This is a genomic window from Streptomyces sp. NPDC020681 (genome assembly GCF_044334895.1).
GTDB lineage: Bacteria > Actinomycetota > Actinomycetes > Streptomycetales > Streptomycetaceae > Streptomyces.
Genome location: NZ_JBIRTX010000022.1, coordinates 25,534 through 39,656, shown reverse-complemented (window position 1 = coordinate 39,656; position 14,123 = coordinate 25,534). Strand labels below are relative to the sequence as shown.

Here is a 14,123-nt window from a genome sequence, read left to right as displayed (position 1 = left end):
AACAAGATCCAGTCAATGATGCTGTGATTGTCAGTCACTGCGGCCATACTGCTCATCGGGGACTTCCCCCGACCCGCCGGGGGGCGGGCCGACGTCAGCGACCGAGGGGGAGGTCACGTGACATACCCGCCGAGTGCGCACACCGCGCCACCGCAGGCTCCTGCACCCGGGACCGTTCCCGGGTCGGCTCCGCCGACCGTGCCTGCGCCCGCACAGCCGCCGGGCGGGCCGACCGCGCACCGCGGCGCGCTGACCGAGGCCAAGAACCGGCTGCGGACGGCCGCGACGACCGAACCCGGACGGCTGCAGATCATCGGTGCCGTACTGGCCGCGCTGGTGGTCGCGTTCGGCGCGGTGACCGCCTTCGAGATCTCCGACCGGGCCGCCGCCGCCGACGACGTGGTGAGCCGCAGCCAGCCGCTGAGCGCGGACGCCGCGTCCGTCTACCGCTCGCTGGCCGACGCGGACACGGCGGCCTCCAGCGGTTTCCTCGCCGGGGCCGAGAAGGAACCCGTGGCGGTCCGCGAGCGGTACCAGAAGGACATCGCCCTCGCCTCCAGTCTGCTGATCAAGGCCGCGACGAACACCGACAGTTCGAGCGAGTCCGGACGCCAGATCGCGACGCTGAACGAGGAACTTCCCGTGTACGCGGGCCTGATCGAGACGGCCAGGGCCAACAACCGCCAGGGCCTCCCGCTCGGCGGCGCGTATCTGCGCTTCGCCAACGAGAAGATGACCAAGGTGCTGCTGCCCGCGGCGCAGAAGCTGTACGACGCGGAGACGGCCCGGCTCGACCAGGACGACGACGACGCCCGCTTCTGGCCGGTCTTCTCGCTCGCGGTCGGCGTGGTGGTGCTGGCCGGCCTGGTCTGGGTCCAGCGGCGCAACTACCGGCGTACGAACCGGGTGTTCAACCAAGGTCTGCTCGCGGCCACCGCCGCCTCGACCGTCGTCCTGCTGTGGCTGGCCGTCGGTCACTCGGTGGCCCGCGCCGAGCTGAACGACGCGAGGGTGCACGGCCAGAAGTCCCTCAAAATCCTCAACGACGCGCGGATCGACTCCCTGAAGGCCCGCGCCAATGAGAACCTCACCCTTGTCGCACGCGGCGCCGTCCTCACGGCCGACGGCAAGAGCGACAAGTACGAGACGGACTACACCGCCGGCATGGACCGGCTCGGCGACGGGCTGAGCGCGGCGCAGAAGCTCGCCGACGACAAGGAGGGCCGCGATCCGGTGGCGGCCGCCGCGACGAGCGTGTCCGAGTGGAAGAACCGGCACAAGAGCGCCAGCACGACCGACAAGTCCGGTGACTACGAAGGCGCGCTGGCCAAGGTCATCGGTCCGAAGGACTCCACCGGCGAGACCTTCGACCAGGTGGACGCGGCGCTGGCGAAGGCGCTGGCGCACGAGCAGACCGAGTTCACGCAGGCCGCCGAGGACGGACGGGGCGCGCTGAGCGGGCTGCCGATCGGCGCGGCGGTGCTGGCGGTGCTGGGTGCGGCGGGCGCCGTCCTGGGTGTCAACCGCAGGCTTTCGGAGTACCGGTGAGAGGGGGCGCGATGACGGACACAAGGACGAGGACCGGGACCGGGCTCAGAGACGGGTTCAGGACCAGGTTCAGGTTCCGCGGCTGGGGCGGAGTCGCCGGCATGGCCGCCGCCTGTGCGCTGACCGCCGCCGTCACGCTGCTTCCGCTGTCCCACGGCGGCGCGGACGTCATCGGCTCCGGCCAGTCGGGCGCGACCGCGTCCGTGGTGACGCCCGCGAAGGCGGACGACTGCACCGACCCGGAGGCGTCACTGCCCGTGTCGTCGGCGGACGGGCCGAACATCACGGCGATCAAGCAGCGCGGCAAGCTGATCGTCGGCGTCGACCAGAACAGCTACCGCTGGGGCTACCGCAATCCGGCGACCGGTGGCCTCGAAGGCTTCGACATCGACCTGGCCCGCGCCATCGCCGCCGACATCCTCGGCAAGCCCGACGCCATCATCTTCCGCGCCATCCCCACCAATCAGCGCATCCCGGCGCTGAACAACGGCACGGTCGACATCGTGGTGCGCACGATGACGATCAACTGCGCCCGGATCAAGCAGGTCGCGTTCTCCACCGCGTACTTCCAGTCCGGCCAGCAGGTGCTCGCCTCGAAGGCCTCGCCCATCACCGGCTACAACGCGTCGCTCGCCGGGAAGAAGGTCTGCTCGGCGGAGGGCTCGACGGCGTACGAGGCACTGGAGAAGAACTCCTTCGGAGCCAAGTTCAAGGACGCGCACGACGGGCAGCCGCAGGACGAGGACATCCTCACCGTGTCCAACCAGTTGGACTGTCTGGTCCGGCTCCAGTTGGGCCTGGTCGACGCGATCGTCACGGACAACGCGCTGGGCGCGGGCCAGGCGGCCCAGGACCCAGCCATCGAACTGAAAGGCGGCAAGCCCTTCACCACCGAGTACTACGGCGTGGCCACCAAGCTCGGCAAGGACGATCTGGTGCGCCGGGTGAACAAGGTCCTGGAGGAGTACCGCCGCAGCGCCTGGACCCAGGCGTACAACAAGTGGCTGGCGGCCGACCTGCCCGGGATAGCCGGGCCGCCGGCGCCGAAGTACCGGGCCGGCTGACCCACCTGCACTGCGAGTTGACCGACCGGCAGTACCAGTACGAGCGGAGAGGTGATCGATGGGCGTCGCGGGACCCTTCCCGAGCCCCGGGGCGAGGCCCCATGGGCCGGCGATGGACCGGGACGAGGTGGACCGTGCGCTGGCGCGACTGGGCGCCGAGCACGAAGCCATCGAGACCTCGTTGCTCGCCCTCCAGGACCACGCCGGCCGCAGACTGCTGGAGGGCGCCGAGCTGACCGGCGTCACCAAGGACCGCTGGGCCTCCACCGAGCAGGCGATCAGCCTGCTGTGGGGGTACTTCGACGCGTACTCCGCCGCGCTGAACGACATCCGCGAGGTGCGCGCGCGCCGCCGCTGGTCCAGCCGCGAGGACCTGGTGGAGCTGACCGAGCGGCTGCGCGGCCGCAGTGTGACCGTGGCCAACTCCACGGCCCAGGTCTCGCCGTCGATCACCGGACCGGCCAAGCTGTCCGAGCAGTTCACGCTCGAAGAGCTGGTCGCCAGGATGAACGAGCTGTACGCGGGCTCGCTGGACATGGTGGTGACGGCGGACGCGGTGTGGTCGGCGCTGCCCGCGCGGATAGATCTGCTCTCCGCCGAGTTGCAGCGCACCCGTTCGCTCGCGCACTCCGTGGGCGTACGGCCCGGTGAGCATCCGGCGGGCGACGAGCTGGAGTCCATCACGCACGAGCTGGCCACGCTGCGCGCGCAGGTGATCTCCGATCCGCTGGCCTTCTGGCGTCCCGCGCCCGGGAGTTCCGCGCCCGGCGGCGGCCGTCCCGACACCGATCGCTACGACCGGGCCGCGCGCGCCCTGGAGGACATTCGCGGCGAGATCGAGGCGGTCCTGCGGGTCCGGCAGGACTCGGAGGAGCGGCTGATCCGGCTGCGGGATGTGCTGAGCCGCGCCGACCGCACGCTGACCGAGGCCCGTTCGGCACGCGGCGAGGTGCTGGCGAAGATCGCCGCGTCGGAGGTGCCCGCGGTCAGCGGCCCGCCGACGGCGCTGCAGGAGCGGCTCGCCACCGCCGCGGAGTACCGCAGGCACTCCCAGTGGCACCGGCTTTCGCCGCTGCTGGAGTCCCTGGAGCGGGAGGCCGAGGACGAACTGCTGCGCGCCCGCGAGTCGTTGACGGCGGTCACCGCGCCGCTGGCGGTCCGGGCCGAGCTGCGCGGCAGGCTGGACGCGTACAAGGCGAAGATGGCCAGGCACGGCCTGGCTGAGGACCGGCTGCTGATCGAGCGGTACGACGCGGCCCGAAGGATGCTGTGGAGCGCGCCGTGCGATCTGCGCGTCGCCGAGAACGCGGTGCTGCGCTACCAGCAGGCCGCGGCGGAAGCACTGGCCAACCGAGAGTCCGGACCGTCCGGGCCCACTGACCGCAGGGGGGATTCGTGAGCGGGAACAAGAGCTGTCAGCGGCCCGGCTGTGAGGGCTCGTACGAGGACATGGGCGGCGGCGAGCTGTACTGCGACACATGCGGTCTCGCGCCCGTCGTCTCGTCGAACGGGATGGTGTCCTCACCGCCGACCGGCATCACCGGCGGCCGGGGCAGCAGTTCGGGGCGGAGCAGTTCGCGCTCGTCCCGTGCCTCCTCGCGTTCGTCGACCTCGCGCAGGTCCGTCTCCGGACGGCTGTCGCGTTCGCTGTCCGGATCCAGCACCTCGACCCGGTCCGTGTCGGTGCGCAGCTCCGGCGCGTCCACGGGCGCGTCCGGCCGCAACCGGCTCGGTGCGGGTCTGGTGACGGTGCCTGAGGTGCCGCGTCCCGAACCGCGTACCGCGGTGATGGAGAACCCCGAGGTCCCCGAGCGCAAGCGGTTCTGCTCGCGCTCCGACTGCGGTGCGCCGGTGGGCCGTTCGCGCGGCGAGCTGCCCGGGCGTACGGAAGGCTTCTGCACCAAGTGCGGCCACCCGTACTCGTTCGTGCCCAAGCTCGCCGAGGGCGACATCGTGCACGGGCAGTACGAGGTCGTCGGCTGTCTGGCGCACGGCGGACTGGGCTGGGTCTATCTGGCGGTGGACCGTGCGGTGTCCGACCGCTGGGTGGTGCTGAAGGGTCTGCTGGACACCGGCGACCAGGACGCCATGGCCGCGGCGATCTCCGAGCGCCGCTTCCTCGCCGAGATCGAGCACTCGAACATCGTCCGCATCTACAACTTCGTGGAACACCTCGACCAGCGGACCGGCTCCCTCGACGGCTACATCGTCATGGAGTACGTCGGCGGCAAGTCGCTCAAGGAGATCGCGAACGAGCGGCGCGATCCCGCGGGCAAGCGGGACCCGCTGCCGGTGGAACAGGCCTGCGCGTACGGCATCGAGGCGCTGGAGGCGCTCGGCCATCTGCACAGCAGAAACCTGCTGTACTGCGACTTCAAGGTCGACAACGCCATCCAGCAGCAGGACCAGCTCAAGCTCATCGACATGGGCGCGGTCCGCAGGATGGACGACGACGAGTCGGCGATCTACGGCACGGTCGGCTACCAGGCCCCGGAGGTCGCGGAGGCCGGCCCGTCGGTGGCCTCGGACCTCTACACGGTCGCGCGGACGCTGGCGGTGCTGACGTTCGACTTCCAGGGCTACACGAATGTGTTCGTGGACTCGCTGCCGGACCCGGAGCACATCAAGGTCTTCACGACGTACGAGTCGTTCTACCGGCTGCTGGTGCGCGCCACGGACCCGGATCCGGCGCGGCGGTTCGCCTCGGCGCAGGAGATGGCGGAGCAGCTGACGGGCGTGCTGCGGGAGGTCGTGGCGATTCAGACGGGCCGCCCGAGGCCGTCGCTGTCCACACTCTTCGGGACCGAACTGCGGGTCACGGACACGCAGTTGTTCGCGGAGCTGACGGGCGATGTGTCGGTGCTCGGCGGACGTGTGCCGAGTCCGCGCAACGGTGCGGGCGTGCCGGCCGCCGTGCTGGTTCCGGGAGCCGCGCTGGTGCCGGGCACCGCGCTGGTGCCGGGAGCGCGTGCGGGCGAGGGCGTGCCGGGCGCGGCAGTCGCCGGGATCGTGGGCGGCGGAGCCGGCCATGCCCACCCGCTCGCACCCCATCTCGCCGCGCTCGACACCCGCGCGACCTCGCTCGCGCTGCCCGTGCCGCGCGTCGACCCGAACGACCCGAACGCGGGCTTCCTCGCCGGGCTGATGGCCTCCGCGCCCGCCGAGCTCATCGCCGCACTGCACTCCGCGTCCTCGCCGTCGCCGGAAACCCGGCTGCGCGAGCTGCGGGCCCGGCTGGAGATGGGCGAACTGGACTCCGCGGTCAGGGCGCTGGAGACGCTGGAGAGCCGGCACCCCGACGACTGGCGGGTGGTCTGGTACCGCGGCCTGACCTCACTGGTGACCGGCGACCGCGAGGTGGCGGCGCTCTCCTTCGACGCGATCTACGACGCGTTCCCGGGCGAGCCCGCGCCCAAGCTGGCGCTGGGCGTCTGCGCCGAGGTCCTCGGCCAGTTGGACAACGCCGCGGAGTACTACCGCCTGGTGTGGACGACCGACCCGAGCTTCGTCAGCGCCGCGTTCGGCCTTGCCCGGGTGCAGCTCGCGGCGGGCGACCGCACCGGAGCCGTACGGACGCTGGAGTCGGTGCCGGAGGCGTCGATCCACTACACGGCCGCCCGGGTCGCCGCCGTGCGGGCGAGGCTGCGGCGACGCGCCGCGCAGGATGCGCTGCTGGGCGATCTGTCGGCGGCAGCGGCGCAGGTGGACGCGTTGAAGGAGTTCGGTCTGGACCCCGTGCGCCGGGAGCAGTTGTCCACAGAAGTACTCGGGACGGCGCTGGACTGGGTACTCTCCGGTAGTCCCGGAGCCCCGCCGTCCGTTCCGGCCGCGCCTGCCGCGTCGGCCGTGCTGCTCGGCAGCGAGCTGGACGAGCGCGGCCTGCGCTTCGGGCTGGAACGCTCCTACCGGGTGCTCGCCCGGCTCGCCCAGCGCGGCGAGGAGCGGATCGACCTGGTGGAGCGGGCCAACCGCTTCCGCCCCCGGACGTGGGTGTGATTGATGTCGTCGCAGATGCACGAACCGGCCGCCGGATCGGCATGCCCCAGCTGCGCGGAGCCGCTGGAGACGGGTGACCTCTTCTGCGGCGCCTGTGGGTACGACCTCTCGGCCGCACCCACGCCGCCGGACGACCACCCCACGATCGCGATCGGCACATCGGTCGACTGGCCGACGGCGACGGGCACGGACACGGCGGGCAGGCCTGCCCCGCTCCATCTGCCCGGCGACCTGCCGGGCACCGACTCGGGCGGCGGCCGGCTGTCGACGTCGGCGGTCCGCTTCGACGGCCCGGAACACGATGTGTCGCCCAACGCCCCGGCCGGATCCCCGGGCCCCTCCGGGGACTTCGAGCTGGCCGCGCCCGCCGCAGGCTCCGCCGTCGCCGCCGACCCCCGCGCCGTGGAGCCCGCCTCCGCCGATCCGCGCACGGACGGGTCCGGTGCGGCCGCCGGGGCCAAGCTCTGTGTCGCCTGCCGCGCCGGGCATGTCGACACCGACGGATACTGCGAGAACTGCGGGCACGCCCAGCCCCGCGAGCGCGATCACATGGAGCTGGAGCTCGGGTCCGTCGCCGCGGTCAGCGACCGTGGGCTGCGGCACCACCGTAACGAGGACTCGTTCGCGGTCTCCTCCACCGCTCTGCCCGACGGCTCACCCGCGGTCGTCGCCATCGTCTGCGACGGAGTCTCCTCGGCGACCCGTCCCGACGAGGCGTCTGAGGCCGCCGCCAGCGCCGCCAACGAGCTGCTCCTCGAGACGCTGCCCCGCGGCACACACCCGCAGCAGGCCATGCACGAGGCGATCGTCGCCGCATCCGAGGCGGTCAACTCCCTTGCCGCGGAAGCCGCCCAGAGCGAGGCGATGGAGCACGACCCGCACCGCCATCAGAACGCGCCCGCGTGCACGATCGTGGGCGCGGTGTCCGCCGCCGGCCTGCTGGTCGTCGGCTGGGTCGGCGACAGCCGTGCGTACTGGGTGCCCGACGACCGCAGCGGCCCGGCCGCGCGGCTCACCGAGGACGACTCCTGGGCCGCCCAGATGGTCGCGGCCGGCCTGATGAACGAGCAGGAGGCGTACGCCGACGAGCGCGCCCACGCCATCACGGGCTGGCTTGGAGCCGACGCGTACGAACTGGAGCCGCACACCGCGTCCTTCAAGCCGGACCGTTCCGGCGTGGTCGTGGTCTGCACGGACGGCCTGTGGAACTACGCGGAGGCCGCCGACGAGATGGCCAGGGCGATCCCGGCCGACGCGGCGGGCCGGCCGCTGCACAGCGCGCAGGTTCTGGTCGGGCACGCGCTCGACGGCGGGGGCCACGACAACGTAACAGTGGCCATCCTGCCGTTCGCCGTGCCGCAACAAGGGGCAGGATCGGCCTACAACAAGGCTTGAGCCCCGATTTGTCCGATCAGTCGTCGGACCTCTTCCTCAGTTCCTCAGTTCCTCAGTTCCTCCGTGACTTCTTACCGATTCTCCCGAGTGGAGCCCTCAAGGAGCCGATCAATGGCCGTTTTCTCCAAGTCACAGGTGCCGCAGTTCTCCGTCGAGGTGTACCAGAACGAATATCTGCCGGAGGGCGGTCGCGAGGTCAACGCGATCGTCACCGTCACCTCCACCGGAGGCGGCACCAGCGGGGGCGCTCCGCTCACCAGCGCCTCGCCGTCTCCGTCCGCCATACCCGGACAGCCGCCGACCGCCGCCGTGGTGATCATGGTCGACTGTTCCGGCTCGATGGACTATCCGCCGACCAAGATGCGCAATGCCCGGGACGCCACGGCCGCCGCGATCGATGTCCTGCGCGACGGCGTGGAGTTCGCCGTGATCTCCGGTACGCATCTGGCGAACGACGTCTTCCCCGGAGGCGGCCGGCTCGCGGTCGCCGACGCGTCCACCCGCGCCCAGGCCAAGGACTCCCTGCGGCGGCTCAGCGCGGGCGGCGGCACCGCCATCGGCACCTGGCTGCGTCTCGCCGACCGGCTGCTGGCCACCTCCGAGAGCGGCATCCGGCACGGCATCCTGCTGACCGACGGACGCAATGAGCACGAGTCGCCGGAGGACCTGAAGGCCGCACTCGACACCGGCGCGAGCCGCTTCACCTGTGATGCCCGCGGCGTCGGCACCGACTGGGAGGTGAAGGAGGTCACCGGCATCGCCTCCGCACTGCTCGGCACCGCGGACATCGTCGCCAACCCCTCCGAGCTGGCCGCCGACTTCACCGGGATGATGGAGAACGCGATGGGCAAGGAGGTCGCGGACGTGGCGCTGCGGCTGTGGACGCCCGTCGGCGTGGAGATCAAGTTCGTCAAGCAAGTGGCCCCGACCGTCGAGGAGCTGACCGGCCGGCGCACGGAGGCGGGGCCGCGGGCCGGTGACTATCCGACGGGCTCCTGGGGCGACGAGTCCCGCGACTACCACGTGTGCGTGCAGGTGCCGGAGGCCGGGATCGGCCAGGAAATGCTGGCGGCCCGCGCCTCGCTGATCATTCCGGCGGCGGACGGAGGCGCTCCGCAGGTGCTGTCGCAGGGCCTGATCCGGGCGGTGTGGACTGACGACATGGTCGCGTCCACCTCGATCAATCCTCAGGTCGCGCACTACACAGGTCAGGCGGAACTGGCACAAGTCATCCAACAGGGTCTGGACGACCGCAAGTCGGGCAACTTCGACGGTGCGACGGCCAAACTGGGACGTGCGGTGCAGCTCGCGGCGGCGTCCGGGAACGAAGACACTGCGAAACTGCTTTCGAAGGTGGTGGACGGGGTCGATGCGGCGACGGGTACTGTGCGACTGAAGGCGAAGGTCGCGGAGGCCGACGAGATGACCCTCGAAACGCGCTCCACGAAGACGGTTCGTGTGAAGAAGTAGCCGGCTGAACCGGCGAGGAACACCGAGCAGTACCGAAGCAATACCGAGTGAATACGGCCCTCGGGCCGGACGAGGAGAGGGGGAAGCGCCGACATGCCGACCTGCCCGAACGGACACCAGTCGGGTTCCGACGACTGGTGCGAGGTCTGTGGCCACCGCATGGCCGGTCCTGGCGCTCCTGCGGGGGCCGTCCCGCCGCCGCCTCCCCCGCCGCCCGCCTACGGCTATCCCGGCCCCGGCGACCCGAACGCCACGGCCCAGGCCGAGCTCTGCCCGCAGTGCCGCACCCCGCGCGAGGCCATGGCCCCGTTCTGCGAGGAGTGCCGGTACAACTTCCTGACGCACACGGCGACGTCCTACACGCCGGTGGCTCCGCCTCCGCAGCAGTCCTCGGGGCTGAACCTCCCGCCGGGCTTCACCTCCCAGCCGTCCCAGCCCGCGCCGCCGCCCGCGCCGTTTCCGCAGCAGCAGGCGCCGCAGCAGCCGGCTCCTCAGCAGCATGATCCGTACGACTACCAGGGCTCGCGGCCCTCGCAGATGAACCGGCCCGCGGAGCCCTTGAGCCCGTTCCAGCAGCAGCCGGGACCCCCGCACCCGCCCGCCTTCCAGCAGGGTCCCGCCCATCAGGGTCCGGGCCAGCAGGGTCCGGGCCAGCAGGGTCCGCCTCCTCCGCCGCCGTACCAGCAGCAGCAGTCGGCGCCGCCCGCGCCCGCTCAGCCGCAGCACACGGGCGGCGGTGACGACTGGATGCTGTCACCGCCCGCACAGCCGCAGGCGCCGCAGCAACCGCAGGCGCCGCAGCAGCCACAGCAACAGCAGCAGTTCCAGCAACAACAGTTCCAGCAACAGCAGTCGATGCCGCCGCAGTACGCCCAGCAGCCCGGCCCGCCGCAACAGCAGCAGCAGCAGCAGCAACCCCAGCAGCCTCAGTACCAGCAGGCGCCCCAGAGCTGGACCGCCGTCATCGCGCCCGACCGCGAGTACTTCCTAGCGATGATGCAGCGCAGCGGCCCGGACGCCAGCGGTCTCAATCTGCCCGCCTACTCCCCCGAGCAGCATCTTCCGCTCGTCGGCAACCAGATCAGCATCGGCCGCCGCCGCCACTCCACCGGCGAGTCCCCGGACATCGACCTGTCCGTGCCGCCGGAGGACCCGGGCGTCTCGCACCAGCACGCCGTGCTGGTGCAGCAGCCCGACGGCTCATGGGCGGTCGTCGACCAGAACTCCACGAACGGCACCACGGTCAACGGCGCGGAGGACCCGATCCAGCCGTATGTCCCGATCCCGCTGAACGACGGCGACCGGGTGCATGTCGGGGCCTGGACGACGATCACCATCCGGCGCGGCTGACCCGCCCCGGCCCGGCCCGCCCGGCACAACCGCTGGGGCCTGATCCGCCTGATCCAAAGGACAGGCCCTAGCCGGCCGAGCGGCCGAGCGGCCAGGCGTAGGGACCCTCCGGGTGGTCCAGCCAGGCCCACTGGTGACGCCCGCTGACCGTGATCCCGAATCGGTCGCGCTGCGGGCGTCGCTCGCGCTCCCACAGCGACATGGCCTCGTGCGGATCGAGGCTGCCCGCGGTCAGGGTCAGCAGAAAGCGGAACAGGTCGTTCTCGATCACGCGCCTCGGCAGCCCGCCGATATGCCCCTCCGGCGCGGCGTCGCCACCGCGCAACGGCACGAAATACGCGGACGTCCGCAGAAAATGCCCCTCCGCGCTGCGGCCGTGACTGTCCTCGCGTACCCGCAGCGCGATCAGCCCGGTGGAGAGCGGGGCCAGGATCCGCGCGTCCGGCCTGCACTGCGCCAGCCAGTCGAACGGCACGGACGGCAGCGTGCAGGTCGCGATGATCCGGTCGAAGGGTGCGCGTTCGAGGCAGCCGCGCGCGCCGTCGCCGGTGATCACGGTCGGGCGGTGGCCCGCGGCCGCCAGATGCACGCGCGCCGAGTCGGTGATCTCCGGGTCCACGTCGACGGTGGTCACCAGGTGATCTCCGAGGCGGTGCGCGAGCAGCGCCGCGTTGTAGCCGCTGCCCGCGCCGATCTCGAGGACCGCGTGCCCGTCCTGTACGTCCAGTTCCTGAAGCATCCGGGCCATCAGCGAGGGCTGGCTGCTGGACGAGATCAATTCGCCGTCGCGCACCCTGGTGGCGAGCGCGCCGTCGTAGTACGCCCCGCGCAACCACCGTTCACGCCGTACGGGATCGGGGTCCTCGCACCACAGCCGCTCGAAGCCGCCGGACCGGCTCACGAAGTAGTACGGCACGAACAGATGCCGCGGCACGGCTTCGAACGCCGCCCGCCAGGCCGGATCGGTCAGCCCGCCCTCGGCGACGATCAGCCGCACCAGCGACCGTCGCGCCTCGGCGGCGGGGTCGGCGAACCGTTCCAGTTGCGCACTCATGCATCCACTGTCCTGCGCGGCCGCCGTGTAGGCGAGCACCCGATCGGGCATGGTTGAGGCCCAATCCGGGCGGTTCCGGACAGGACCTAGGACCTGGGACCTCCTCCGCCGCGTCTGAGACGATGGAGAGGTGAAAGAGATTCCGCGCGGCACCCTCCAAGAGCAGACCTTCTACGAGCAGGTCGGCGGCGAGGAGACCTTCCGTCGGCTCGTCCACCGCTTCTACCAGGGCGTTGCCGAGGACCCGCTGCTGCGGCCGATGTACCCGGAGGAGGATCTCGGCCCGGCCGAGGAGCGACTCACGCTGTTCCTGATCCAGTACTGGGGCGGTCCGCGCACCTACAGCGACAACCGCGGTCACCCCCGGCTGCGGATGCGCCACGCGCCGTTCACCGTCGACCGGGCCGCGCACGACGCCTGGCTGACGCACATGCGCACGGCCGTCGAGGAGCTGGAGCTCGCGCCCGACCTGGAGCGGCAGCTGTGGGACTACCTCACGTACGCCGCCGCCTCCATGGTCAACACCGCGGACTAGCCGCCCGACCGGCCGCCCTCCCTAGCTGGGCACCAGCACTCCTCCGGTCCGGTAGGCGCGCGAGTCCATCGCGGGCTGGGTGCGCTCGCAGGCCTCGAAGTCCTGCACTTTGACCCGGTGGAACAGCTCCACGGACCGCGAGATGTCCGCGCCGGACTCGACGACCTCCGGCGCGCCCGCGCTGCCGTCGATGGTGAACCCCTGCGCGCCGTCGGCGAAGGACGCGCCGTGTCCGACGTATTACTGGGCGGCGTAACCGCGCGCTAACTCCGGGAGCACATAGGTCAGTTCGGGGTGGATCGTGGCGCAGTGACAGCACTCCATGAAGTTCTCGACGATCAGCTCCAGTTGGCCTTCACGTCGTGGCTGATGCGTCGGCCGAGTGCGAGACTTTCGGTGCGGTAGCGCTCGATGGCGGCGGCCTCGCTGAGCCGTTCGACGGCCGCGCCGAGCACGGTCTCCTCGAAGGACGGCGGTTCGTCGGCCAGGCACACCCAGGCGTAGCCGAGCCACTCGCGCAGGGTGACGGTGCGCAGCCCGTACGCGGTGGGCGCAGGTTAACCGGTTCGGGTGGGGATGACGCTCAGGCCGCCCAGACCATTGGTCCGTACGGCGATCGACCCGAAGGGTGTACGGAGTCTGAGCCACCCGCCGGTGGACAGCAGTGCCACCGGGACTCCCGGGCGCAGAAAGCCGAGCGACTGCGCGGCGTGTACGGCCCGCAGCGGAAGCGGTGTGCCGCCCACCGTGCGCGACCAGATCTCGCGTCCGATGCGGTCCCGTTCGGCCCGGGTGCGGTGCGCGGCGGGCAACTGCTCGTCGCGGGTACGGAACTCGGTGACGGCCGCGGCAACCGCGGCGCGCATCGCGGTCACCTCCGGGAGCCCGGACAGCTCCCGCCAGCCCCCGCGCGGCGGCAGCACGCCGGCCCACGGAGGACCGGTGACCGGCGCGGGCACCGTGAACTCCGCGCCGCCGATGCATTCGAGCAGCTCACCCGCGGAGACGGTGGCATCCAGCTCGACGCGGTCGCTGAGCCGTGCCGTACGGATCGCGAGCACCTCGAACGACGGCGGACGCCCGAAAACAGCGAGCGCGGCACCGCCGGCCTGAAGGCGGACGGCGGCGGCGCGGTCGTAGTGGATCAGCCGGGCGAGGAAGGCGGAGAGATCCTCCGCCTCCCTCGCGTCGGCGAAGTGCAGACTCTGCACGGGCACGCTCATGCCGCCAGCGCGTCCTCGTCGGAGTCGCGGTCGGCGTCGGCGTCGTCGTCGGAGTCCGGGTCGCCTTCCGTGCCGTCGTCCAGATACTTCAGGAGGAAGGACTTCTCCTCCGCGCTGATCCGGCGCGGACGCTCTGCGGCGAGGTCGTAGGGCACGACGACGGTCGCGGCCCTCACATAGACCAGCGAGGGCCCCTCCGCGTCCTTGACCTCGTACGCGATGGTCAGCGACGCCGCGCCGATCTTCGTCACCCACGACTCGATGATCACCGGCTCGTGCCGGTGGACCAGCGGCCGCTTGTACTCGATCTCGTGGCGCGCCACGACGGACCCGCCGGAGAACGACGGCGAACCGTCCCCGGGCGCCAGCCGGAACATGAAGTCAATGCGCGCCTCTTCCAGATACCGCAGGAAGACGACGTTGTTGACATGCCCGAAGGCGTCCATGTCCGACCAGCGAAGGGGACAGCGGTAGATGTGCCGGGCCAT

The 14,123-nt window shown here is 71.4% G+C and carries 11 protein-coding genes and 1 pseudogene; 8 read left to right on the top strand and 4 right to left on the bottom strand.

Annotation, left to right across the window (positions count from 1 at the left end):
* Positions 1 to 117 precede the first annotated feature (117 nt).
* The 7 genes from ACH4YL_RS34365 (at position 118) to ACH4YL_RS34335 (ending at position 10,823) form a co-directional block, all read left to right on the top strand.
* Positions 118 to 1,548 (top strand): hypothetical protein, encoded by a 1,431-nt coding sequence (locus tag ACH4YL_RS34365; protein WP_398511431.1) that lies wholly within the window; start codon positions 118 to 120, stop codon positions 1,546 to 1,548.
* Positions 1,549 to 1,559: 11 nt separating this feature from the next.
* Positions 1,560 to 2,612 carry a glutamate ABC transporter substrate-binding protein gene (locus ACH4YL_RS34360; RefSeq protein WP_398511430.1) on the top strand — a complete coding sequence of 351 codons (1,053 nt, stop codon included), beginning with the start codon at positions 1,560 to 1,562 and terminating at the stop codon, positions 2,610 to 2,612.
* 58 nt (positions 2,613 to 2,670) lie between these two features.
* Positions 2,671 to 4,011 carry a hypothetical protein gene (locus ACH4YL_RS34355; RefSeq protein WP_398511429.1) on the top strand — a complete coding sequence of 447 codons (1,341 nt, stop codon included), beginning with the start codon at positions 2,671 to 2,673 and terminating at the stop codon, positions 4,009 to 4,011.
* A gap of 50 nt (positions 4,012 to 4,061) precedes the next feature.
* Positions 4,062 to 6,608 carry a tetratricopeptide repeat protein gene (locus ACH4YL_RS34350; protein ID WP_398511492.1) on the top strand — a complete coding sequence of 849 codons (2,547 nt, stop codon included), beginning with the start codon at positions 4,062 to 4,064 and terminating at the stop codon, positions 6,606 to 6,608.
* A gap of 3 nt (positions 6,609 to 6,611) precedes the next feature.
* Positions 6,612 to 8,003, top strand: coding sequence for a PP2C family serine/threonine-protein phosphatase (locus tag ACH4YL_RS34345; protein WP_398511428.1), 1,392 nt, complete (start codon positions 6,612 to 6,614; stop codon positions 8,001 to 8,003).
* Between the two features lie 111 nt (positions 8,004 to 8,114).
* Complete coding sequence (locus ACH4YL_RS34340) at positions 8,115 to 9,473, top strand: VWA domain-containing protein (RefSeq protein WP_398511427.1); 1,359 nt, start codon at positions 8,115 to 8,117, stop codon at positions 9,471 to 9,473.
* 93 nt (positions 9,474 to 9,566) lie between these two features.
* Positions 9,567 to 10,823, top strand: coding sequence for an FHA domain-containing protein (locus ACH4YL_RS34335; protein WP_398511426.1), 1,257 nt, complete (start codon positions 9,567 to 9,569; stop codon positions 10,821 to 10,823).
* Positions 10,824 to 10,890: 67 nt separating this feature from the next.
* On the opposite strand, the gene ACH4YL_RS34330 is transcribed toward ACH4YL_RS34335, so the two are convergent.
* Positions 10,891 to 11,877: a methyltransferase domain-containing protein gene (locus tag ACH4YL_RS34330; protein ID WP_398511425.1), complete on the bottom strand. Its 987-nt coding sequence runs from the start codon at positions 11,875 to 11,877 to the stop codon at positions 10,891 to 10,893.
* A 130-nt stretch (positions 11,878 to 12,007) separates the two neighbouring features.
* Between ACH4YL_RS34330 and ACH4YL_RS34325 the strand changes: the two genes are divergently transcribed.
* A complete protein-coding gene (locus ACH4YL_RS34325) occupies positions 12,008 to 12,412 on the top strand; it encodes a globin (protein ID WP_398511424.1) in 405 nt (134 codons plus the stop codon).
* A 21-nt stretch (positions 12,413 to 12,433) separates the two neighbouring features.
* Here the strand turns inward: ACH4YL_RS34325 and ACH4YL_RS34320 are convergent.
* The 3 genes and pseudogenes from ACH4YL_RS34320 to ACH4YL_RS34310 all read right to left on the bottom strand — a co-directional run.
* Positions 12,434 to 12,960: pseudogene (locus ACH4YL_RS34320) on the bottom strand (SRPBCC family protein); the annotation flags it as partial.
* 9 nt (positions 12,961 to 12,969) lie between these two features.
* Complete coding sequence (locus ACH4YL_RS34315) at positions 12,970 to 13,635, bottom strand: hypothetical protein (RefSeq protein ID WP_398511423.1); 666 nt, start codon at positions 13,633 to 13,635, stop codon at positions 12,970 to 12,972.
* Complete coding sequence (locus ACH4YL_RS34310) at positions 13,632 to 14,123, bottom strand: acyl-CoA thioesterase (RefSeq protein ID WP_398511422.1); 492 nt, start codon at positions 14,121 to 14,123, stop codon at positions 13,632 to 13,634. Before ACH4YL_RS34310 ends, ACH4YL_RS34315 begins: the two co-directional genes overlap by 4 nt.